This window comes from Sphingopyxis sp. 113P3 (genome assembly GCF_001278035.1).
GTDB lineage: Bacteria > Pseudomonadota > Alphaproteobacteria > Sphingomonadales > Sphingomonadaceae > Sphingopyxis.
On sequence record NZ_CP009452.1, the window covers coordinates 3,223,383 to 3,244,522 of the forward strand.

A 21,140-nucleotide genomic window follows, 5' to 3' on the forward strand; every position below is an offset into this window, starting at 1 on the left:
CGAGCGCGCTGCTTTCGCACCGGCAAGGCGAAGAGCTTATGCGGGGACCGTGCTCTCGTCGAAGAAAAGCACCTGCGACACCGCCGCGCGGAGCGTTGCAGGCTGATAGGGCTTGGTGAGCAGGAATGCAGGCTCGGGACGGTCGCCGGTCAGCAGGCGTTCGGGAAAGGCCGTGATGAAGATGACGGGCACCTTGAGACTGCTCAGAATCTCCTGCACCGCCTCGATGCCCGAGCTGTTGTCGGCAAGCTGGATGTCTGCGAGCACGAGTCCGGGCTGATGCTCTTGCGCCTCCGCGACCGCTTCGCGGTGAGTGGTCGCAACGCCGACCACTTCATGGCCCAGGTCCCGCACGATCATCTCGATATCCATCGCGATGATGGGTTCGTCCTCGATGATGAGGATGCGCGCGCGCGTCTGGCGGTCGATCTCGTCAAGCGCCTCGGCGATCAGCTTGCGGACATCTTCGACGTCGCGCCCGATGATGCGTCCCGTCTCGGCCTCGCCGAAACCCTCGACCGCGGTCAGGAGCAGTGCCTGGCGGGCGAGCGAGGGAATACGCCGCAGGCGCGCGTCGGCGATCGCGATGTCGGCGGCCGCATCGGGATCGGTGGGCGGCGGCGCGCTCGCGAGCCCGAAATTGTCATGGACCATGCGATAGAGCTGAATTCGAAGGTCGGCGCCCGAATCGACCGCCCCGGGATTGGCAACCAGCGTCTCCAAGAGCTGTGCCACGAGGGCATCGCCGCTTGCCTGGCTTCCCGAAATGGCACGGCCATAGCGCCGCAAATAGGGAAGATGCGGCGCAATTGCCTGACCCAATGACATAGAAAACCTCCTGATGCGGGCCCAAAACCCGCCTTGAGCACCGGAAATGCAGGCATTTTCATCCCCGCTCCCCCGGCACCCGATATAATTGCTCGGTGGGGGAACGATCTAGCCGCAAATTAGTTTCATGGGAAAGCGGCAAACGCGCCATTGCTCTTTGGTGACAGCGCGGTTAGCAGAAGGCGCCATGTTCAGCGGAAACCTCTATAATGTCGTCTGAAGCCGGATCGCCACAGCAAAAGGCTCCCGGGAAAGACGCCAAAAAGAAAATTCCCCGCAAAGGTCAGGACGTTAACCTCGCCCTGCGCCGTGCGTACGAGTCGGCGGTCGACGAAACGATCCCGCAGTCGATGCTCGACCTGCTCAACAAACTTAACTAATCTTCAGCGCCGATAACGCGTCTCGAAGTCCGCCTGGAAGGCTGAGAAACGTCCGGCCGCGATCGAATCGCGCATCGCCTGCATCAGCGCCTGATAAAAATGCAGATTATGGTGGGTCATCAGCATCGCGCCCAGCATTTCGCCTGCGCGCACGAGATGGTGGAGATAGGCGCGCGACCATGTCGTGCATACCGGGCAATCGCAGGAGGCGTCGAGCGGCTCCCGATCTTCGGCGTGCTTCGCATTGCGAATATTGACCGGCCCCTCCCAGGTGAACGCCTGGCCATTGCGGCCCGACCGCGTCGGCAGCACGCAATCGAACATGTCGACCCCGCGCGCAACCGCGCCAACGAGGTCGTCGGGCTTTCCGACACCCATCAGATAGCGCGGCTTGTCGGCGGGGAGCTGCGCGGGCGCAAAATCGAGTACGGCGAACATCGCCTCCTGCCCTTCCCCGACCGCGAGGCCGCCGATCGCATAGCCGTCAAATCCGATGTCCATGAGCGCCGCAGCCGAGCGCGCGCGCAGCTTTTCATCGAGCGAGCCTTGCTGGATGCCGAAGAGCGCTGAGCGCGAGGCATGCTCCTCACCCGCGTCGAAGCCCGCGCGGCTTCGCGCCGCCCAGCGCATCGAGCGCTCCATGCTCGCCTCGGCGCGCTTCGCGTCGACGCCCGCGGGTGGGCATTCGTCGAAGGCCATCACGATATCGCTGCCAAGCAGCCGCTGGATTTCCATCGAGCGTTCGGCGGTCAGCATATGGCGTGAGCCGTCGAGATGGCTCTTGAACGTCACGCCTTCCTCGCTCTGCTTGGTGAGCGCGGCGAGACTCATGACCTGGTAGCCGCCGCTGTCGGTCAGGATCGGCCGGTCCCAGCCCATGAAGCCATGCAGCCCGCCGAGGCGCGCCATGCGCTCGGCGCCTGGGCGCAGCATCAGGTGATAGGTGTTACCGAGAATGATGTCCGCGCCGGCCGCGCGCACCTCGGCCGGGCGCATGGCCTTCACCGTTGCCGCGGTGCCGACAGGCATGAAGGCGGGCGTACGGATCTCGCCCCGCATCATGCGAATGACGCCGGTACGCGCGGCGCCATCGGTCGCGGCGAGCTGAAAAGCGAATCTGTCGGTCATGGCGCGCGCCTATGGGCTGGGCGGCGCGGAAAGTCGAGACGGGGGCGGGCCCTGCGCTACTCGCGCTCATCTTCGCTCGAAGGCTCCTCGGCGGCCGCCTTTGCCTTTTCCTTCGGCTTTTCCTTGTCGAAAATCGCCAGAAGCTCCGCCTTCTTCGCGTCCGATAATTCCTCCTCGGCTGCGGGGAACATATCCTCCTCTTCCTCATCGATATGATGGAGATAGCGATCCTTCATCGTGCGAAAACGCGTGAGCCAACCGGTTGAGCCAAAATCCATCTCATATAGCTCGGTCAGCATATCTTCGATTTCCTTATGCTCCGAGACGCTGTGCTGCGCATCATCGCGCAGGTCCGCATTTGCCAGCATAGTCGCGTAGAGGGACATTTCCTCCGAGGCGGCATGCGCGGTGACCTCGACGCGGAACGCCTCGAACAGCCGTTCGCGTTCGGAGCTGTCGCCTTTCGTGGCGTCGATCTGGTCGAGCAATTTGCGGTGGCGATCGTGGTCGGCTTTAAGCCGCGCGAAGATTTTGGTTTCGGCCATGTAGGGGTTCCCTCTGCTCATGTGCGAGGGAGAACGGACCCAGGTCTTATCGGTTCCCGTCCGGCAGCTTGCCGGTCACGGGGTGTCTTCGAGTGTCATGCAAGTCGGGGGGCGGTTCAGCGGGCCCGCGGTGCCGGATTGCGGGCAATTCCGCTCAACCGGAAGGCGCAAACGGGACATTAACGACTTCCCGCTATGAAGGTCCTCCATCTTGTAGGGACTTTTGTGAAATGGCGACTGCGATGAAGACTATGATGAGGCTGGGCTGCGCGTCCGCCCTGTTCGCGTCGACGGCGGCCGCGGCGGCTAGTGAGCAGGCGACGGGCACATTCCAGGTTACTGCGACGGTGCCGATGGCGTGCTGGGTCAATCACAGCGTCTATGCCGATGCACTTGCCAATGCGCCAGGCTTTGTGACCGAGGGGTGCAACAACGCCACGGGCTATCTGGTCTCTGCGCAATATCGCCCGCTGGCCCAGAGTGAAAGCGCCCGCCTCCTCTACGGGGACAGCAGGGTCGAGCTCTCAGCGCTCGGCACACAGGAAGTGCACCGCGAGTACGGCCCCCGCATCCAGCAGATTGCCTATCGCTTCGAACAGGTATCGCTCGAGGCGCCGCTGACGCTCTCGTTGACGATCCAGCCGATCTGATTAAAGGGCCGCGACCGTAAACATGACCGTGTCCACGTAGCTTCCAGCGCGCTTGCCAGCAGTTTCCCCGATTTCGATTCGGACCGGATAATTGTCAAATCGCGCCCGGTCGGAGATGATTTCGAAGCCCGCGGGCGATGTCAGATCGAGATCGAAGCGACCCATTTTCAATCGATAGTCTACATACCAGCCGGCACTTTCATGCTTGAGGCGGCCTTGGTTTTCCGAAACAACCGATACTCGGTATCCGCCGGTCGAAATGACATAAAGGGTAAGCGGGAGGTCCTTCGTCCCGGGTACGAGCTCACCTAGATCGATCGAATTCGTCCCCCGCGCGCGCGCAAGCTGTCCCTTCATCCCGATCATGGCGGCGGGCAGGACGTCAATGCCCAATGTCAACGGCTTGGTGCCGAGGATCATCCCGTCCTCGCCGGCTACGGTCAGATCCAGCGATTGCGTGTAGCGACCCTGCGAGGTCGAACTGTCGAGCACGGCAGCAACCGACAACAATTCGAGCGCTCTTTCACCCGGCATCAGACGGATGAAGCGTCCCCCCATGCCCTGAAGATTCCGGCCGGCACGCGGGGTGATATCGTTACTGCTTTTTTCATCGACCAGTTGGTAGGGAATAGGCGGCGCGCCGTTGTCAGAGCGAAAGCCGAAAGGTTCGCCCCGGAGGGATGCGCCCAGGCGGCCAACGCATTCGCCATCGCCGCGGTTGACCACATTAATCTCTACCGTGCCGAACGCAGCGCCATCCTCAAGCGGATTGTTGCGGATGATCAGCTGATCCTGCACCGGTTCGATCGACAGCGTGCACATCGCGTGCGCAGAGGTCGGCAGCAGGATAGCGGCGCAAAGGGTGACGGCACGCCGAAGTAGCCGACTCCACCGGGTCTTGCGGGATAATGTCATCTTATTGGCCTTCCCTGCGTCCGAGTTCAACAATGCCCAGGTCCAATAGGCCGTCATTGTCATCCGGGACTCTGAACGTGAATCCGCCTTGGCCACCCGAGGGGAGCCAGACACTATATTCGCCCCCCGGTTCCAGCTTGGCGATCGCGAAGCGGCCGGCTGTGTTCGTGAAGAATGGCTCGTCGGCCGCATCGGGCTGGTCCGTTCGCCGCAAGATGCCGCTGACGAGCTTGAGCGGCTGCCCATCGCGGCCTTTCAGGGTCCCGATGGCGCTGACGAATGCAGCGCTTCCCACTTCGATCACATATCCGCTCTTGTAGGCTGGCCTCACACGCTTGACGCCGTCCCCGATATCATAGCCCCGCGGCGGATCGACCACGTCATAGCGGATCGACTGGTTGAGGAACGCCGTCAGGGAATTTTGCACTGCCGGTCCCAAGGCGCCGCTTTTGCTGACGTAGCTTCCGCCCTCGAGTGCATCGCCGACTATGACCTTGCGCCCTTTCAGCGTCTTGTGCGGATAGACGAGCGCGAAGCTGTCGTTGATCGTGCGGCCGACCGCAAGCTTTCCACCGGCATATGCGATTGAGCTACCGACCCTCAAGGTCGTGACCTGGCTTTCGCCAATATTGTTGAAACTTTCTCCAAACGCGGTGTGCGTGAGATTGGCATCGAACCGGTTGCCGACATAGTCGAGCTGACCACCGATGGATGTTGACCCGTCATTATAGTTGGTTGCGAGTGAATATCCGAAGGAGCCCGCCCGGTTATCGACGGTTTTCTGGTAGCGGGCACTGCCATTGTTGCGAAGAGAATTATAGCGTGCCTCCGCCCGCCGGTTGTAGCTTGGCTGCCATATCAGACCGACTGTCACGCCAAACCCGTTGTTGCGGCCGAAACCGCTCGGGAAACCCGATTTCACATATTCAGCGCCGAATTGCAGCGTCCATTCCTTGTTGAAGCGATAGTTGGCCGTCGAGGAAATGCTGTACGAGTCGTCGAAGAGCGGGCTGCGACTTTTCCGATACGAGACGTTGGTGCTGGCAAACAGCTTGTGCGTGAAGCGCTTGGTGTAGGCAGCAGTGAGGTTGAAGGAAATGGGATTCACGCCCTCGATCGAACCGATCGTTGTATAGTTGGGCGACGTATAATCGAGAACGACGGTGAGCGTGTCATAGCCGGTTGCCCCGCCAACGACCTGATCATAGCCAACCGTCGCGGCGAACCCCGTGCCGTCGGTCTTGCTGTGGCTACCGCCGACATCGAGGCGAATGCGGCCGCTGTTTGCAAGGAGGAACTGAGTCTGCGCGGTAAGGTTCTGCACGTCTTCAGACAGCTGCGTGCCAAATCCGATTGCCGGCCGGTTCAGAAAGGCCTTTCGCCAGAAGCCTGTAAAAACCGGCGTTGCACTGGAATAATTGGGGTTGCCGAAGCCGCCGTCGTCGAGAAAGCCGACATAAGCGCCATATTCATAGTCTCCAGGCTCAAGGTCGATGGTATCAAGATAGGCCTGGTAGTCGAAAGTCTGACGTGCGCCCGAAAGCCCTTGGACTTCAATCTGGATATTGTTGCTACCCGTGTCGAGCGGGAGGTTCGAAATATCATATTGTCCGGGATCGAGCGTGAATTCCCGCTGGTAGATGCCGTTGCGCATGACACGCACGACCGACTGTTCCTGGAGCACGAGCCGCCGCCCCCCCGACAATACATTGTTGCGGAAGGAATCGAACCTCTGGCGCTGCCGCACCACGCCGATGCCACCCATGTTGAGAAAGCTCTGGCGCCCCCGGGTCTCCGGCTCCAGGTCGCCCAAGAACCACCGGCGCGCCTCTTCAGGCTGGTCGTAGACCAGCCGGGCGTAGCGACGCTCGAACTTATATTTGTCGGTAAAAAAGTCGCGACGGGCCTGGGCATCGCCCTCGAAAACGAGATTGTTGTAGCGAACGGCGCCATTCAGAAACAATTCCGGCTTTTCGATATTGCCGGTCTGCGAAAGGCGCGAGACCGTCGTGCTGATATTCATGAAGGCGCTGAAGGGCACCGGGGGATCGCCGGGTTCTTCGGCCTGACGGTTCTGGTAGAGAATTTCCACCGATCGCTTCTCGGGCGCGATCTGCAGGACGAGTACCGCGAGCTGCTCGGGATCATAGTCGAGCCGGATTCCCGACGCGGCGACTTCTTCCGGCAGGAAACGGGGCTTGTCACCAAGAACCGCACGCAATTCGACCTGCGCCTCCGGCGTCAAGAGCGGACCGATCAGCGCGAGGAACCCTTCGGTTCCCACGACGAACCGATCGTCGGCTGTCAGCAGGACAGGCAGTTCGCCCAGGATCCGCCGGTTGAACTGGAGCGGAGCGGTGATCTCGATGTCGCGATTATAGGGGTTGATGTCGGGGCGCCGGGCCGGCTCAGGTGCAGCGGGAACCGCACGCTGTGCCAAACTGCCGGGAGGCGGCCCGGGCGGTGCAGCCTCTGACGCAGACGTCTGGTACGACGTCAGCATTCCGACGCCGATGGCGATCGCGCTACCCGCCGTACGAACCCAGGCCCTCACGACCCGCTCCTCACCTGGTGAATCGCATCGTCATCGGCTTGCCAGGATCGAGTGCGACACCCGTTGGGATAGAGAAGGCACGCTTTCCGCCTGCGGGGGCGAGGTAACCAACGCCCACAAGCTGCGCCACTTCCTCATTCCCATAGGTGCGCTCGAACGGCTTACCGTCGGCGGTGGTCGCGGTGAGAACCCACTTTGCGCCGCTCATCAGCGCATAGCGGTTGCCCTTGTTGACGACGACGACCTTCAGCCCAGGCTGAGGTTCGGGGGCTTTCGCATCCTCGGGCGCTGCTGCCTGCAACGAAGGATCAATGTCGGGCGCTGGCGGCACGATCATTTCCGGCACCAGCGAGACCACTTCGACGTCGGGCTTCGCGCCCGGCGGAGCGACAACGATCAAGGCCTTCATCGTATAAAGAACGTCGATGGATACGGAGGCGTCAGTCCCCTGGATCTTCTGCGGATTGGTTTCCACCGGCAGCTGACGGACCCACAAATAATAGGCCTGCGACGTGGGTATGTCAGGGCGACCGATCCACTGGACACGAACGACCTGCCGGCCCGATACCGGAACCAGCCCCTGGGCCGGGAAGGTTATGAAATCCTCATCGGCAGGCGTTTCGATCAGCTTGCCGTCTTCATCGAAATCGATGCGCGTGATCTTGGTTTCGAACGGCATGGATGCCGAGCCGACATTACCGACCTCAATGCGCGCAACCGCGCCGCTACCCGACGTGGAGAGTTCGGATACCATCGGCGAAACCCGCATCGCGAGCGCGGATGTCGAGGCAATGATCCCCAAAAGGAGAAGAACTGCGCCAAGACGCAGTTTCGTAAAAAGGGCCAGTGGCCGGAGTTTCACCATTTACCCCTCGCACAGGGGCGTTTGCGTGCGATCCCGTCGCGCATCCCCCGCCCCTCAAAAAAAACAAATGTCGGGGGGACATTCGCGTCCCCCCTGACATCCGATACCGGTGCCTTAGATGGCAGCCAGTTCGACCGTCACCGTGTCCGAATAGGTGCCGGCAACCAGCGCCTTCGTCGGATCCGAGATGTCGATGCGGAACGCCGCACCCGACTTCCAGGCAGCGTTTTCCTTGAAGTCCTGGTCTTCGTTCGTGCTGACCTGGAACTGGCTGATCGAGGCCTGCGGCACGAGCGTGCCGACCGCACCAGCCGTATACTGAACCGCGATCGCGTAAGGAATATTCGCCTGGAACACGTTGCTATCATAGCCGCCAGTGTTGGTGGTGTTCACCAGACCGTCGACGCCGTTGCCCTTGCGGACAGTCATGCGGTTCGCGGTATTGCAGCCCGCGAGGTTGGTGCGGGTGTGACCGTTCGCCGGGCCGACCGAGGTAAAGACGTTCTCGACGGTGCTCGTCGCGTCGGCATAGATGCCGATCGTGCCGAAATTGACGTCGTTCAGATCGCCGCCGGCGCCCAGGACGCAAGCCTGGCTGACCGTGCCCTGGATCGTAAAGTCGGCGGTTTCCGTCGGGCTCGCCGTGCCGACGTTGCCCGGATTGGCGGGGTTCACGTAGGTGGCGTTGGAAACGGTGGTCTGCGCCGATGCGGCAGTGCTGCTCAGAGCGGCCACCGATGCGGCGATAAACAGATAGGAAAACTTCATTTTACTACTCCCTTCACATTTACTTACATGCACTTACTAACGACCCTACTGGCTTCATGAGCCAGCATTCCCTCAGACGCGCGGATTGATGACGATCGTGATCGAATCCCCATATTGGCCCGCGAGCAGATCGCGGCCCTGCGTCATTTCTGTCTGGAGGCGGAGCTCGCCGCCGCCGGCGGCAATGGCATCGCCGCTATGGAGCGAGGCGCCCGCCACCATCTGATTGCTTGTGAAATCGGCGTGAAGCTGCGTTGGTAGCGGCGACAGTGCCGGAACCGTCACGTCCAATCGGTAGGGTACGACACCGACATAAGGCCCCTCGCCCTCCGGCCGCGTCGCATGAGCAATCCCCCCCGACGCCGAACGGAAAATCATCTCGAAGGGCACGTTGCACCCAACGTCGAACCGCGCCGTGGCCTGCTTATCGTGCGCCAGTTCGCCAAGATTGATAGTCCCGCCCCCGCCGACCGAGCATTTGGCCGTGATATGGCCTGCCAAGACGACATTGAGCGACGCGCCATCAAAGGCAGGGCCGCTCGCGCGCTCCTTGGCGTCTGCGGCGACGGCCGCACCTGCCAACAGCAAAAGAGCTGCAGCGGCGCCGAATCGCGCCACGACCTGACAAAAATTATGCGTCAAAAAACCCCCAGTCCCACCACGATGCCCCTTAGCGGTCCAGGCACGTAGCGAGCCAATTCCTGCGCGCCTCAAGGCGACTTAAGAATCGTTAAAATCTGAAGGGGAAAATAAACATTTTATTAAGTTACGCAATCCTCAGCGGGGCCGGATTCGCACCCTGATCGCCCGATGAGCCACTCTGTTCCCCTTTGAGACAGGGGCGGCGGAAAGGTTAAAGCAGCGAATCCCATATTTTATATATGGATATCAACTATTTGTTGGCCTTACAGGTCACGGCCATATTGCCGGGCGTATCGCGAGCAAGCGGTAAGGGCGTCAAGGACAAAGCTTAGCCAAAACTTAATTTGGTGCGTTAAACCCCTGGGGTCGCCAGCACATCCCCGGAAAGATCGCGAACGACGAGGTGAGTCGTTTATTCCGCCGCTTGCCCGGCCCCGCTGCCGTGCATCGCTGCGGCAGCGGTCGCCAGAAGCGCACATATGGCCGCACAGCATTTGTGGCGCCGGTAACCTTCTCTTAACGCGGTCTGCCCGAATAGGCATGACGATGGCAATTCCCGCATATATCGAGACCGGCGAGCTTCGCGGCGGCAAATCGCGAAGCCCGCGCCGCACGCTTCGGCTTCAATTGGCCGGCGCAAAAGCGACGGGCGGCGACCTCATGGTGCAGGTCCACAATATTTCTGCAAGCGGCCTCCTGATCGAAAGCGAGGTCGCGCTCGATATTGGCGAGCGTATCGAGATCGACCTGCCCCACGCCGGTCCAACCGGAGCCAGGATCATCTGGAACAGCGCTCAGATCTACGGGTGTCAGTTCGACACATTGATAAGCTCCGCGACGCTGAGCGCCGCGCAGCTTCGCAGCGTTGTCGGGCCGGAGGGCCGGATCGCCCCGGCCCCCAGGGCGACAGAAAGTCTCGGGACCCGTCTGCAACGATTGCGTATGGCTAAGGGACTGACCCAGTCGCAGGTCGCGAAACACCTTTCGGTGAGCGAGCCGTCGATTTCGGCTTGGGAGCAAGGCAAAGCGCGCCCGAAGCCCGGGCGGATGGAGGCGCTCGCGGCGCTGCTTGGTACCGACGTTTCGGAACTGCTCGGCCTCGAGGAGGGCGAATGCCTGGGGGATGTCATCGCGCGTGCCAAGAATGATATCGCCCGGGCGGCCAAGCTCCGCCCTGAAAACATCAAGGTCGTCATCGAAGTGTGACCCTCCGCCCGCGCAGGGCGAAGCTGTTCTATTGTCGCCTTAGCCGGTGAGCCCCGATTCACGGCGTCTGCACGCGTCTTTCACGCCGACCGGTCCGGTGGCTGCGGAAGCAGCAGACTCGCATCGCCATAGCTGTAGAAGCGGTAACCATTTGCGATCGCGTGGGCATAGGCCGCCTGCATCGTCTCGAGCCCCATCAGGGCACTGACCAGCATGAACAGCGTCGAGCGCGGAAGATGGAAATTGGTCATCAGCCCGTCGATCGCCTTGAAACGATAGCCGGGGGTGATGAAAATCGCGGTATCGCCCTCGAAAGGCGCGATGAGACCGGGCTCGCGCGCCGCGCTTTCGAGCAGGCGAAGACTTGTTGTCCCCACCGCGATGATGCGCCCCCCCGCGGCGCGCACGGCGTTGAGACGGTCGGCCGTCGCAGCATCGATGCGGCCCCATTCAGCGTGCATGACATGGTCTTCGGTGTCGTCGGCCTTCACCGGCAGGAAGGTGCCCGCCCCGACGTGGAGCGTCAGCGTTTCGCTGGTGATGCCTGCACTGGCAAGCGCATCGAGCAGCGCGGGCGTAAAGTGGAGCGCCGCGGTGGGTGCGGCAACCGCCCCATCCTTGCACGCGAACATCGTCTGATAGTCGCTGCGGTCCGCCTCGTCGGTCGCGCGCTTGCCGGCAATATAAGGTGGCAGCGGCATCGTGCCGGCCCTTTCGAGCAGCAGCTCAACGGGCTCGTCGCCAGCAAAGGCGAGGATGAAGCTGCCGTCGGGCAGACGCTCTTCGGCCAGGGCCGTCACCCCCGCACCAAAATCAACGCTCTCACCGGTGCGCAGCCGCTTCGCGTTGCGCACGAACGCTTGCCAGCGGCGCAGGTCGATCCGCTTGTGGAGCGTCGCCCCGATTTTTGCATCGCCGCGCCGCCCCTCGAGCTGCGCGGGGATGACGCGGGTGTCGTTGAAGACAAGGCAGTCGCCAGCGCGCAGCTCCTGGGGAAGGCCGCGCACCGTTGCGTCGCGTATCACGCGGCCCTCGACCACGAGCATCCGCGCCGCATCGCGCGGGCGCGCGGGGCGAAGAGCGATGCGCTCGGGCGGGAGCTCGAAATCGAAGGCGTCGACGCGCATGGAGTATCGCGCGCCCTCGACCGCTTACTGGATCGGCGCGTTGAGCTGGTCGGCCGTGATCTCTGCCGCGGGTGCCTGCGCTTCGGTCAGCATCGGCGCCGGAGGCACGGGCTTGTTGTCGGCGGCGACCGACACCTGCACCATGCGCGACATCACCGCGGGCGGCTCTCCCCGCTGGATCGCGTCGACATATTGCATGCCCGAGACCACCCGGCCGAATACGGTATAGCGGTGGTCGAGCGCAAAGCGCGGCTGGAACATGATGAAGAACTGGCTGTTCGCGCTGTCCGGACTTTCGGCGCGCGCCATCGATACCGTACCGCGCAGGTGCGGCATGTCGTTGAACTCGGCCTTGAGGTCGGGAAGCCGCGAGCCGCCCTGACCGGTGGCGGTCGGATCGCCCGTCTGCGCCATGAAGCCGTCGATCACGCGGTGGAACTTCACCCCGTCATAAAAGCCCGCGCGCGCGAGTTCCTTGACTCGCGCAACATGACCCGGCGCGACGTTCGGGAAAAGCTGGATGACCACCCGACCCCCGGTCGAAAGGTCGAGGTTGAGCATATATTCGGGATTGTTGAGATATTGCTCGGGCGCCATCGCCGCCGCTGCCGACGTCTCCTCGGCCGGTGTCGTGTCGGATTCTGCCGGCGCTTCCGCAGGCGGAGCCGGGGGTGTTTCGGCCGGCAGGGCCGGCTCGGGAATATCACTGGGTACCGGGCTTTCTTCCGGCGTGGGTCCCGGCGGCGGCGGCGCTTCCTGCGCTACGGCCGAAGCCGCAAGGCCGAGCGCCATCACCGTCAATGCCAGGGGGCGGAGTGGGAATATCATGCTATATCGGCCTTTGTCGTTGAATCCGGTTTGCGCCCCGTTTTTGCGCGCCCTAGCGGGAAAAAGCTGAACGCTCAATGATTGCGGTCAAGGCTCGCCCTGCCGCAAGCCCCTTTCGGCGATTCGCCGCTCGACCGCCTCGCGCACCGCGGGGGTGACGAATTTGTGGATCTCGCCGCCAAAGATCGCGATTTCCTTGACCAGGCGCGACGCGATCGGCTGCAATCCGACATCGGCCATGAGAAAAACCGTCTCGACCCGGTCGTTCAATTGCTGGTTCATTCCCGCCATCTGATATTCATATTCAAAATCCGCGACCGCGCGCAGACCCCGGACGATGACGCTCGCGCCCTCGCGCTCGGCAAAATCCATGAGCAGCGAGTTGAAGCCGACGACGCGGACATCGCCTTCGATCGCGGCGACCTCATGGCGCACCATCGCGATGCGTTCCTCATCGTCGAACAGCGGCGACTTGGTAATATTTGTCGTCACCCCAATCACAAGCCGGTCGACCAGTTTCGCGCCGCGGCGGATGATGTCCATGTGCCCGAGGGTGATCGGATCGAACGTTCCGGGATAAACTCCAATGCGCATCAACGGTCCCTTTCCACCACATAGCGCGCGATGGCCCGCAGCAGCGCGGCCTCTTCGCCGAAACCCGACAGATGGGCGATCGCCTGGTCGACAAGCAGCGCCGCCTGTTCGCGTGCGCGTTCAAGCCCCATCAGCGTGACAAAAGTTGCTTTGCCTGCCGCATCGTCCTTGTGCAGCGCCTTGCCGGCGAGCGCCTCGTCGCCTTCGACATCCATGATGTCGTCGGCGATCTGGAAGGCGAGCCCGATATCACGGGCATATCCACGCAGCGGCGTGCGCCCCTCGGCGGGGATGCGCGCCAGGACTGCCCCTGCTTCGACCGAAAAGGCGATCAGCGCGCCGGTCTTGAGCTGCTGCAGCCGCGTGACCGTCGACAGGTCGAAATCGGCGGTTTCGGCAGCGAGATCCATCATCTGCCCACCCGCCATGCCCGCCGGCCCGGCTGCGCGCGCGAGTTCGCGCACCAGTTCGCCGCGCACAAAGGGGTCGGGATGGGTTGCGGGGTCGACGAGCCATTCAAAGGCGAGGGCATGGAGCGAATCGCCCGCAAGGATTGCGGTCGCCTCGCCATAGGCCTTGTGCACCGTCGGCTTGCCGCGGCGCATGTCATCATCGTCCATGCACGGCAGATCGTCGTGAATCAGCGAATAGACGTGCATCGCCTCGACCGCCGCCCCGACGCGCAGCGCCGGGGCATGGTCGACATGGTAGAGGTCGCCTGCCGCGCGCACGAGCAGCGGGCGCAGGCGCTTGCCGCCGCCGATCGCGGCGTGGCGCATCGCCTCGTAAAGCGGGCCCCTGGGATCGGACGGTACGGCGAGGAGCCGGTCGAAAAGCCGGTCGATGCCGGCGGTGACTTCCGCCTGCGCTGCGTGAACGAGCGATGCGTCCGTCCGCGACCCGCCTTCGACGCGTGCCGTCACGGCCTCAGGCTTCGCCGAAGGGCGAGGTTCCCGCGGGCTGGCCATCCGCCCCGAGACTGACCTGTTCGATACGGGCCTGCGCCGCTGCGAGCCGCGCTTCGCAATGTGCGCGAAGCGCATGACCGCGTTCGTAAAGCGCCACCGATTCTTCGAGACTGACATCGCCGCTTTCGAGCCGCCGCACGATGGTTTCAAGCTCGCCCATCGCCGCCTCGAACGACAAGGAGGCGATTTCGGGGGCAGCAGCGGGTGCGGGCGTGTCCGTCATGGCGCCTGCTTTGGCCTCTTCGCCCCCTTGCGGTCAAGCTTGACGTCACCCCCCGCCTCTCTAGCATCGCGCCATGTTCGTCGGCCACTTCGCCCCGGCGCTCGTCGCCGCTGCGCAGCCCCGCGCTGCCGGGCTCGGCACGTTGTTCATCGCGGCGCAGATCGTCGACATCGGTTTTGCAGCGCTCTTGATCCCGGGCGTGGAAGCCATGCGAATCGTCCCAGGCATGACCGCCATGAACCCGATGGACCTTTATGACATGCCCTATACGCACAGCCTGCTCGGCGCGCTGGTCTGGAGCCTGATATTCGGCGCAGCCGTCGGCCTTGCCAGCAGGCGGCGCGCTGCGGCGCTCGGTGCCGCGATCGTCGTTTTCTCCCACTGGTGGCTCGACCTTGTCGTCCATATCCCGGACCTCACCCTGTTCGGTGCGCCGCCCAAGCTCGGCCTTGGTCTCTGGAATCATCCGCTGATCGAGATGCCCCTTGAGATCCTGCTGACGGGCGGCGCGCTTTTCTATTATGCGGCGCGGACGCGGGCGCCAGGGGGCGATCAGCGTCTCTGGCTGCTTGCAGCTCTGCTTGCCCTGGTCCAGGCGGTTGACTGGTTCGGTCCCAAGGAAGAGGCCTATTCGCTCGCGATCCCTGCGACAATGTTGGGCGCCTATGGGCTACTTGCATGGGCGGCCTGGTGGACGACGCGCGAGCGCCGCGTGCCCGGAACCTGACAGAGGGCGCAATTGCATTTTGATTCTTTGCAATTGTCGCTGGCCCGCCGATACGCCATGCTGCACCGCACAATAAGGAGAGGCTGAAAGGCAAGTTTTGTTTATAGACAAGGACTTGCGCCATGAAGACGACCATCTTTTCCGCCGCCCTCGGACTTTCCCTGCTCACCCCCGCCGCTCAGGCCGAGGACAATGCCAAGCAGCGGTTCGAGCATGAGGGACATATCTACAGCTACAGCATCACCCGCAAGGGCGACATGCGCCTCATCACCGGCGTCGAGGAACGCAGCGGCAAGCCCTTCCGGCTGCGCGTTGGCGAACGCCGGGTCCGCGGCACCGTCGGGTCGCAGCAGGTGAACTTTCCGCTGCGCGACGTACAGCCGCTCGACACGGCCCCCACCACGCTTGCGGCGCGGTGATTTCTTGCCGGAACGGACCCCAGCGCGCTCAAAAAGGCGCATGGGGTCTGTTCCTATCGCGCGCGCGCGGCTAAAGGCGCGCCATGACCCAGACAGCAGCTGCGCCCGCCTTTGTCATCACCCATGAGATTGTGGCCGACCACGGCCTCTCGGCGGAAGAATATGATCGTGTCCTCCACGCGCTGGGGCGCGAGCCGAACCTTGTCGAACTCGGCATTTTCTCGGTAATGTGGTCGGAGCACTGCAGCTACAAAAGCTCGCGCATCCACCTGAAAAAACTCCCGACCGAAGCGCCATGGGTGATTTGCGGCCCCGGCGAAAATGCCGGCGTCATCGATATTGGCGAGGGACCGGACGGCAAGAAGCTCGCCGCGATCTTCAAGATGGAGAGCCACAACCACCCCTCCTACATCGAACCCTATCAAGGTGCCGCGACCGGCGTCGGCGGCATCCTGCGTGACGTCTTCACCATGGGAGCCCGCCCGGTCGCGAACCTCAACGCGCTTCGCTTCGGGCGTCCCGACCATCCCAAGATGAAGCATCTGATTTCAGGGGTCGTCCATGGCATCGGCGGTTATGGCAACTGCGTGGGCGTGCCCACGGTTGGCGGCGAGGTCAATTTTCACAAGGCTTATGACGGCAATATCCTCGTCAACGCGATGACGGTCGGCGTCGCCGAACAGGACAAGATCTTCTATTCTGCCGCGAGCGGCGTCGGCAATCCGATCGTCTATGTCGGATCGAAGACCGGCCGCGACGGCATTCATGGCGCGACGATGGCGAGCGCGGACTTTGGCGAAGATGCCGAGGAAAAGCGCCCGACCGTGCAGGTCGGCGACCCCTTCACCGAAAAGCTGCTGATCGAGGCGTGCCTTGAGCTGATGGCATCGGATGCGATCGTCGCAATCCAGGACATGGGCGCCGCCGGGCTCACCAGCTCGTCGGTCGAGATGGCCTCGAAGGGCGGCGTCGGCATCCACCTCAATATGGACGATGTGCCGCAGCGCGAAACCGGGATGACAGCCTATGAAATGATGCTGTCCGAAAGCCAGGAACGCATGCTGATGGTCCTCAAGCCGGGCAAGGAAGATTTCGCCAAGGCGATCTTCGAGAAATGGGAACTCGACTTCGCGGTCATCGGCACCGTCACCGATACCGGCCGCATGGTGCTTGAGCATAAGGGCGAGATCGTTTGCGACATTCCGCTTGCCCCGCTCGCCGACGATGCACCGCTCTACGATCGTCCGCACGTGGCGACCCCCAAGCAGGCCGAGCTTGTCGACGTGCCCGAGACGAAGGACGTCGCGGCCGACCTCAAGTTGCTCATGGGCACCCCCGACCTCGCCAGCCGCCGCTGGATCTGGGAGCAATATGACAGCCAGGTTGGCGCCGACACGGTGCAGACCGGCGGCGACGCTGCGCTTGTCCGCATCCACGGCACGGGCCGCGCGCTCGCCATGTCGACCGACTGCACCCCGCGCTATTGCTATGCCGACCCCGTCGAGGGCGGAAAACAGGCCGTCGCGGAGACGTGGCGCAACATCACGGCGGTCGGCGCAACGCCCCTCGCAATCACCAACTGCCTCAACTTCGCCAATCCGCAGCGCCCGGAAATCATGGGCCAGATCACGGGCTGCCTGGAGGGCATGGGCCAGGCGTGCCGGGCGCTCGACTATCCGATCGTGTCGGGCAACGTCAGTCTTTACAATGAATCGAAGGCGACGGGCGGCGGCAGCGCCATCCTGCCCACCCCCGCGATCGGGGGCGTCGGCGTCATCGACGACCTCACAAAGGCGGTCGGTATCGGCTTCAAGCGCACCGGCGACATCGTGCTCGCAGTCGGCGAGCGCATGGGGCATCTGGGTCAGTCGATCTGGCTGCGCGAGATCCACGGCCGCGAGGAAGGTCCGCCGCCCCCCGTTGACCTCAGGGCCGAGAAGCGCACGGGCGATTTCATCCGCGCGAGCATCAATGCAGGCTGGATCACCGCCTGCCACGACGTCTCCGACGGCGGTATCGCGGTCGCGCTCGCCGAAATGGCCTTGAAGTCGAACATCGGCGTCCTCGTCAGTGAGGAACAGCCTTTTGGCATTGCTGAAAGTTTCTTCGGAGAAGATCAGGGTCTGTACCTGGTCACGGTCTGCGACACCTGCCTTGCCGATTTCCTCGACGCGGCGAACCGCGCCGATGTGCCGGTCGACCCGCTTGGCCGCACGATCAAGGATCGCATCGTCTTCGAACTGCCCGAAAGCGACCATCAGGTAACGCTGGCCGAATTGCGCGAGGCGCACGAAGGCTTCTTTCCAGACTTGATGGGGGCCGACGCCGCTTTGGCGTGATGCGCCCGCTTCGCGCGGCCGGGAGATTGGGCTCATGAGCATCCATGTCGGAATCGGGGGCTGGACCTATGAGCCATGGCGCGGGCCCTTCTATCCGCCCGGGCATCCACAGAAGCGCGAGCTTGAATTTGCCGGGCAGCATCTGACCGGAATCGAGATCAACGGCACCTATTATGGCAGTCAGAAGCCGGAAACCTTTGCGAGCTGGGCGGAGGCCGTGCCCGATGGCTTCCGCTTCAGCGTCAAGGCATCGCGTTTTGCGACCAATCGCAAGCGGCTGGCTGAGGGTGCAGCATCGGTCGAAAAATTCCTGACACAGGGTGTGACGCGGCTCGGCGACCGGCTCGGACCGATCCTGTGGCAGTTCATGGCAACGAAGAGGTTCGAACGCGACGACTTCGCGGGCTTCCTCGACCTGCTTCCCGAAACGCAGGACGGCCTGCCGCTTCGCCACGCTCTCGAAGTGCGTCACGAGAGTTTTTGCGATCCTGATTTCGTCGATCTCGCGCGCGAGCGGAACATGGCGATCGTCTTCGCCGACAGCGATGAATTTCCGCGGATCGACGAGGCGACAGCGGATTTCAGCTACGCGCGGTTGCAGCGTAGCGAAGAGGATGTCGAAACCGGCTATGACGACAAGGCGCTCGACCGTTGGGCTAAGCGCGCCCGCGACTGGGCAAAGGGCGGCCGCGATGTCTATCTTTTCTTCATCGCGGGCGCGAAGGTGCGAAACCCTGCGGCCGCGCAGGCACTGATCGCAAAATTGGGCTCATGAAGGCGCGCCGTCACGCCGCCTGCGCGAATTCGGGCTTCGCGGCGCCCGCCTCGGCGGGCTTTGTCCCCAGCAGATCATAAGGATCGATCCCGTCGGCGCGCATCATTGCGTGAACCTGTTTGTAGACCACGGGTTCGGGAATCCCCAGGCGCTTCCGCGCCGCGGCCAGCGGTTCGGCAAGCAGAGTCTCGATATTCTGGTGCGCAATCTGCTCGGCAACGCGGCCAATCCGCTGCCCCTCGCGGACTGCGGCATAGATGGGGTAACGCCGGCCAAGACCCTTGCGAATTTCGCGCGCCCCTGCCCACGCGATGAACAATGTCCCCCAGCTCGGTGTCTGGCTGTAGGAAAAGGCGAGCACGCATTGCTCACCGAGTGCGTCGCGGCCGTAGCCGGTCAGGATGTGGAACAGGTCGTGCGTGTCGCGAAGCCGGTCGCCGTAGATTTCGAGCATGTCATCATAGCTCGGCTTGCCGCGGCGGAATTTGAGCGACTCGTCGACCAGTCCCTGTGCCGTCAGACCCTCGCGCTCCATGAAATCGACATAGACGCGTCCGACGCTCCCCTCGGGCAGGCGGCGAAGCGCATCATGGTCGTCGAGCAGCGCGGGCAAGTAGGGCCGTTCGGCAAGCACGCGCTGGCCTTCCGCGGTCTCGAAGAAACGCTCCACCGAGCGGCCGAAACGCTTGTCGCGCAAGGCGTCGATGATGTGAAACACCTGCTCGGTGTCTTCCTTGTCAGCGATCAGTCTGCGGAAATGATGCAGCGCCTTGAACGGACGAAAGCCGCCGTCGGTGCGGTCGGGGTGGGAAAGCGGAAGGCTCGTCATCTTCAGTCTCGCTGAGAATCGATGTCGCCTTACCATGTAGCACTACTGACACAAATGTCAATATAGCCTCACCGGATGGAGAAATGAAGCTGGGGGATCGACGACCCGATCATGGCGCTGGACGCCGCGCGCTCTCAACTGTATCACCCCCTTAAGACAGCAGGGGCAGCCCATGGACGCGGCAACGAACCAACGCTTCGAAAGCCTCGATGCAATCCGGGGGGTCGCGGTGATGGGCATATTGGCGATGAACATCGTCGCCTTTGCCATGCCCTTCTCGGCCTATTCGAACCCGGCCGCGGGCGGGCCGCCCGGCGGGGCAGACCTTGCCGCCTGGTTCTTCAATTTCCTCTTCGTCGACTCCAAGATGCGCGGGCTCTTCTCGATGCTTTTCGGCGCAAGCACCTTGCTCGTCGTTGAACGCGCCGAAGCCGCGGGGCGCAGCCCGCTTCGCGCCCATTATGCCCGGATGTTCTGGCTCGCGCTCTTCGGCCTTGCCCACTATTATTTCATCTGGTTCGGCGACATTCTTTTCCTCTATGCCGCCTGCGGCCTGCTTCTCTTTCCGTTTCGGCGCCTCTCTGCAAAGGCCCTGAGCTGGTGGGCGGCGGGCTTTTTCCTGATCGGCGCAGCGCTTTTCCTCGCGCTCTGGGGCTCGCTCCTCGCGGCGCAAGCGGGCGCGCTGCCGGCCGATGCCGGCGCAGGCGCTAGCACCGCGCTTCGTCAGATCGAGGCGGCAATGGGCGCAAATTCGCCCGATTATGCGAAGGACCTTGCGCTCTATCTTGGAAGCTATGGCGCGATCGTCGCGCACCGTACCACCGAGACAGCGGGCGAGCCGTTCCAGGGCCTGATCATCATGCTCTGGGAGACCATGGGACTGATGCTCGCCGGGATGGCGCTGCTCAAATCCCGCATGCTGACCGGGGAATGGCCCGCGGCGCGCTATCGGAAATGGGCCATCACAGGATTTCTCCTCGCGGCACCGCCGCTTGCCGGCCTTGCCGTCTATCAGGCAAAGGCGGGCTTCAGCGGCGTTGCGGTCTTCGGCTCCGCGGCGGCGCTTTCGATGCCGTTCGATATCATGATGACCTTTGGCTGGGCCGCGCTCATTCTGTGGCTGATCGGCGTCGCGGCGAGCGATGCCGTTCGCGCCCGGCTTGCAGCGGCGGGACGCATGGCCTTCACCAATTATCTCACGACGTCGATCGTGATGACGACGATCTTCTATGGCTATGGCCTCGGGCTGTTCGGCAGCGTCGGCCGGGCGCCGCTCTATCTCTTCTGCTTCGGCATGTGGGCAGCGATGCTGCTCTGGTCAAAACCGTGGCTCGACCGGTTTCACTATGGCCCGCTCGAGTGGCTTTGGCGCAGCCTGTCGCGCGCATCGCTGCAGCCAATGTTGCGGCGCGCGCACGCTTAGTAGCCGACGGCGTTTCCGAAGCTCGCCGGACGACGCTGAACGAGCGGATTGGCCTCGCGCTCAAGCGCAGCGAGCGTCTTTTCGAACAGCGGGCGCAGTTCGACGACGCGTGGCAGATATTCCTCGGGGCTGACCTGGCTTTCGACGCAGCGGCGCGCGAACATCTCGATATCCTCGGCAAGTTCCCCCAGCTTTTCGGCGCCAAACTGCCGGGCCTCGCTCTTCAGCGTGTGCGCCGGCATGACGAGACCGCGCGCATCGCGCGCACGCATCGCCTCCTCGATGACGGCGACCGACTTGGTGCCATCCTCGCGAAAATAGCCGAGAATCCGGATAAATGCGGCGCCGAGCTGAGCGCGCGTCGCCCGGAATTCATCCCAATCGACCAGGATATCTTCCAATGTTCC

The 21,140-nt window shown here is 63.0% G+C and carries 23 protein-coding genes; 8 read left to right on the forward strand and 15 right to left on the reverse strand.

What is annotated here, in order from left to right:
• Window positions 1–36 precede the first annotated feature (36 nt).
• Window positions 37–828 carry a response regulator gene (locus LH20_RS15600; protein ID WP_053555017.1) on the reverse strand — a complete coding sequence of 264 codons (792 nt, stop codon included), beginning with the start codon at window positions 826–828 and terminating at the stop codon, window positions 37–39.
• 209 nt (window positions 829–1,037) lie between these two features.
• On the opposite strand from LH20_RS15600, the gene LH20_RS23565 reads away from it, so the two are divergent.
• Window positions 1,038–1,208, forward strand: a complete 171-nt coding sequence (locus LH20_RS23565) for a NepR family anti-sigma factor (protein ID WP_158501152.1) — start codon at window positions 1,038–1,040, stop codon at window positions 1,206–1,208.
• Window positions 1,209–1,211: 3 nt separating this feature from the next.
• Here LH20_RS23565 and tgt read toward each other — a convergent pair whose 3' ends face one another.
• Both tgt and LH20_RS15610 read right to left on the reverse strand, forming a co-directional pair.
• Window positions 1,212–2,336, reverse strand: coding sequence for a tRNA guanosine(34) transglycosylase Tgt (gene tgt / locus LH20_RS15605; protein ID WP_053555018.1), 1,125 nt, complete (start codon window positions 2,334–2,336; stop codon window positions 1,212–1,214).
• Between the two features lie 56 nt (window positions 2,337–2,392).
• Window positions 2,393–2,881 (reverse strand): hemerythrin domain-containing protein, encoded by a 489-nt coding sequence (locus LH20_RS15610; protein ID WP_053555019.1) that lies wholly within the window; start codon window positions 2,879–2,881, stop codon window positions 2,393–2,395.
• Between the two features lie 242 nt (window positions 2,882–3,123).
• On the opposite strand from LH20_RS15610, the gene LH20_RS15615 reads away from it, so the two are divergent.
• Window positions 3,124–3,531, forward strand: a complete 408-nt coding sequence (locus LH20_RS15615; RefSeq protein ID WP_144423594.1) for a hypothetical protein — start codon at window positions 3,124–3,126, stop codon at window positions 3,529–3,531.
• On the opposite strand, the gene LH20_RS15620 is transcribed toward LH20_RS15615, so the two are convergent.
• The 5 genes from LH20_RS15620 to LH20_RS15640 all read right to left on the reverse strand — a co-directional run bounded on the left by LH20_RS15620 (window position 3,532) and on the right by LH20_RS15640 (window position 9,251).
• On the reverse strand, window positions 3,532–4,503 hold the full coding sequence (locus tag LH20_RS15620) for a hypothetical protein (RefSeq protein ID WP_158501153.1): 972 nt from the start codon (window positions 4,501–4,503) through the stop codon (window positions 3,532–3,534).
• Window positions 4,448–7,000 carry a fimbria/pilus outer membrane usher protein gene (locus LH20_RS15625; protein WP_144423596.1) on the reverse strand — a complete coding sequence of 851 codons (2,553 nt, stop codon included), beginning with the start codon at window positions 6,998–7,000 and terminating at the stop codon, window positions 4,448–4,450. Before LH20_RS15625 ends, LH20_RS15620 begins: the two co-directional genes overlap by 56 nt.
• 10 nt (window positions 7,001–7,010) lie before the next feature.
• Window positions 7,011–7,754: a molecular chaperone gene (locus LH20_RS15630; protein ID WP_235526999.1), complete on the reverse strand. Its 744-nt coding sequence runs from the start codon at window positions 7,752–7,754 to the stop codon at window positions 7,011–7,013.
• A 225-nt stretch (window positions 7,755–7,979) separates the two neighbouring features.
• Window positions 7,980–8,633, reverse strand: a complete 654-nt coding sequence (locus tag LH20_RS15635; protein ID WP_053555024.1) for a hypothetical protein — start codon at window positions 8,631–8,633, stop codon at window positions 7,980–7,982.
• A 72-nt stretch (window positions 8,634–8,705) separates the two neighbouring features.
• A complete protein-coding gene (locus tag LH20_RS15640; protein WP_158501154.1) occupies window positions 8,706–9,251 on the reverse strand; it encodes a hypothetical protein in 546 nt (181 codons plus the stop codon).
• Window positions 9,252–9,821: 570 nt separating this feature from the next.
• Between LH20_RS15640 and LH20_RS15645 the strand changes: the two genes are divergently transcribed.
• Complete coding sequence (locus LH20_RS15645) at window positions 9,822–10,481, forward strand: helix-turn-helix domain-containing protein (protein ID WP_158501155.1); 660 nt, start codon at window positions 9,822–9,824, stop codon at window positions 10,479–10,481.
• A gap of 80 nt (window positions 10,482–10,561) precedes the next feature.
• Here the strand turns inward: LH20_RS15645 and queA are convergent, their stop codons facing one another.
• From queA to LH20_RS15670, 5 genes are all read right to left on the reverse strand, one after another.
• The gene (queA, locus tag LH20_RS15650) at window positions 10,562–11,608 is read right to left on the reverse strand and encodes a tRNA preQ1(34) S-adenosylmethionine ribosyltransferase-isomerase QueA (protein WP_053555027.1); all 1,047 of its coding nucleotides are present in this window, start codon (window positions 11,606–11,608) and stop codon (window positions 10,562–10,564) included.
• A gap of 24 nt (window positions 11,609–11,632) precedes the next feature.
• Window positions 11,633–12,436, reverse strand: a complete 804-nt coding sequence (locus LH20_RS15655; protein WP_053556317.1) for a peptidylprolyl isomerase — start codon at window positions 12,434–12,436, stop codon at window positions 11,633–11,635.
• An 87-nt stretch (window positions 12,437–12,523) separates the two neighbouring features.
• The gene (gene coaD / locus LH20_RS15660) at window positions 12,524–13,030 is read right to left on the reverse strand and encodes a pantetheine-phosphate adenylyltransferase (protein ID WP_053555028.1); all 507 of its coding nucleotides are present in this window, start codon (window positions 13,028–13,030) and stop codon (window positions 12,524–12,526) included.
• Entirely contained in the window at window positions 13,030–13,953 is a 924-nt protein-coding gene (locus LH20_RS15665; RefSeq protein ID WP_053555029.1) for a polyprenyl synthetase family protein, read from the reverse strand. The genes coaD and LH20_RS15665 overlap by 1 nt, the downstream gene beginning before the upstream one ends.
• A gap of 4 nt (window positions 13,954–13,957) precedes the next feature.
• A complete protein-coding gene (locus LH20_RS15670; RefSeq protein ID WP_053555030.1) occupies window positions 13,958–14,221 on the reverse strand; it encodes an exodeoxyribonuclease VII small subunit in 264 nt (87 codons plus the stop codon).
• Between the two features lie 73 nt (window positions 14,222–14,294).
• On the opposite strand from LH20_RS15670, the gene LH20_RS15675 reads away from it, so the two are divergent.
• From LH20_RS15675 to LH20_RS15690, 4 genes are all read left to right on the forward strand, one after another.
• Complete coding sequence (locus tag LH20_RS15675; RefSeq protein WP_053555031.1) at window positions 14,295–14,948, forward strand: hypothetical protein; 654 nt, start codon at window positions 14,295–14,297, stop codon at window positions 14,946–14,948.
• 122 nt (window positions 14,949–15,070) lie between these two features.
• The gene (locus LH20_RS15680) at window positions 15,071–15,367 is read left to right on the forward strand and encodes a hypothetical protein (protein ID WP_053555032.1); all 297 of its coding nucleotides are present in this window, start codon (window positions 15,071–15,073) and stop codon (window positions 15,365–15,367) included.
• Between the two features lie 83 nt (window positions 15,368–15,450).
• Window positions 15,451–17,706: a phosphoribosylformylglycinamidine synthase subunit PurL gene (gene purL / locus LH20_RS15685; RefSeq protein ID WP_053555033.1), complete on the forward strand. Its 2,256-nt coding sequence runs from the start codon at window positions 15,451–15,453 to the stop codon at window positions 17,704–17,706.
• A gap of 34 nt (window positions 17,707–17,740) precedes the next feature.
• Window positions 17,741–18,481: a DUF72 domain-containing protein gene (locus tag LH20_RS15690; protein WP_053555034.1), complete on the forward strand. Its 741-nt coding sequence runs from the start codon at window positions 17,741–17,743 to the stop codon at window positions 18,479–18,481.
• A gap of 10 nt (window positions 18,482–18,491) precedes the next feature.
• Here the strand turns inward: LH20_RS15690 and LH20_RS15695 are convergent, their stop codons facing one another.
• A complete protein-coding gene (locus LH20_RS15695; RefSeq protein ID WP_053555035.1) occupies window positions 18,492–19,310 on the reverse strand; it encodes a Coq4 family protein in 819 nt (272 codons plus the stop codon).
• A 172-nt stretch (window positions 19,311–19,482) separates the two neighbouring features.
• On the opposite strand from LH20_RS15695, the gene LH20_RS15700 reads away from it, so the two are divergent.
• Window positions 19,483–20,733, forward strand: coding sequence for a DUF418 domain-containing protein (locus LH20_RS15700; RefSeq protein ID WP_053555036.1), 1,251 nt, complete (start codon window positions 19,483–19,485; stop codon window positions 20,731–20,733).
• On the opposite strand, the gene LH20_RS15705 is transcribed toward LH20_RS15700, so the two are convergent.
• Window positions 20,730–21,134 (reverse strand): Hpt domain-containing protein, encoded by a 405-nt coding sequence (locus LH20_RS15705; protein WP_053555037.1) that lies wholly within the window; start codon window positions 21,132–21,134, stop codon window positions 20,730–20,732. The genes LH20_RS15700 and LH20_RS15705 overlap by 4 nt on opposite strands.
• Between the last annotated feature and the right edge of the window lie 6 nt (window positions 21,135–21,140).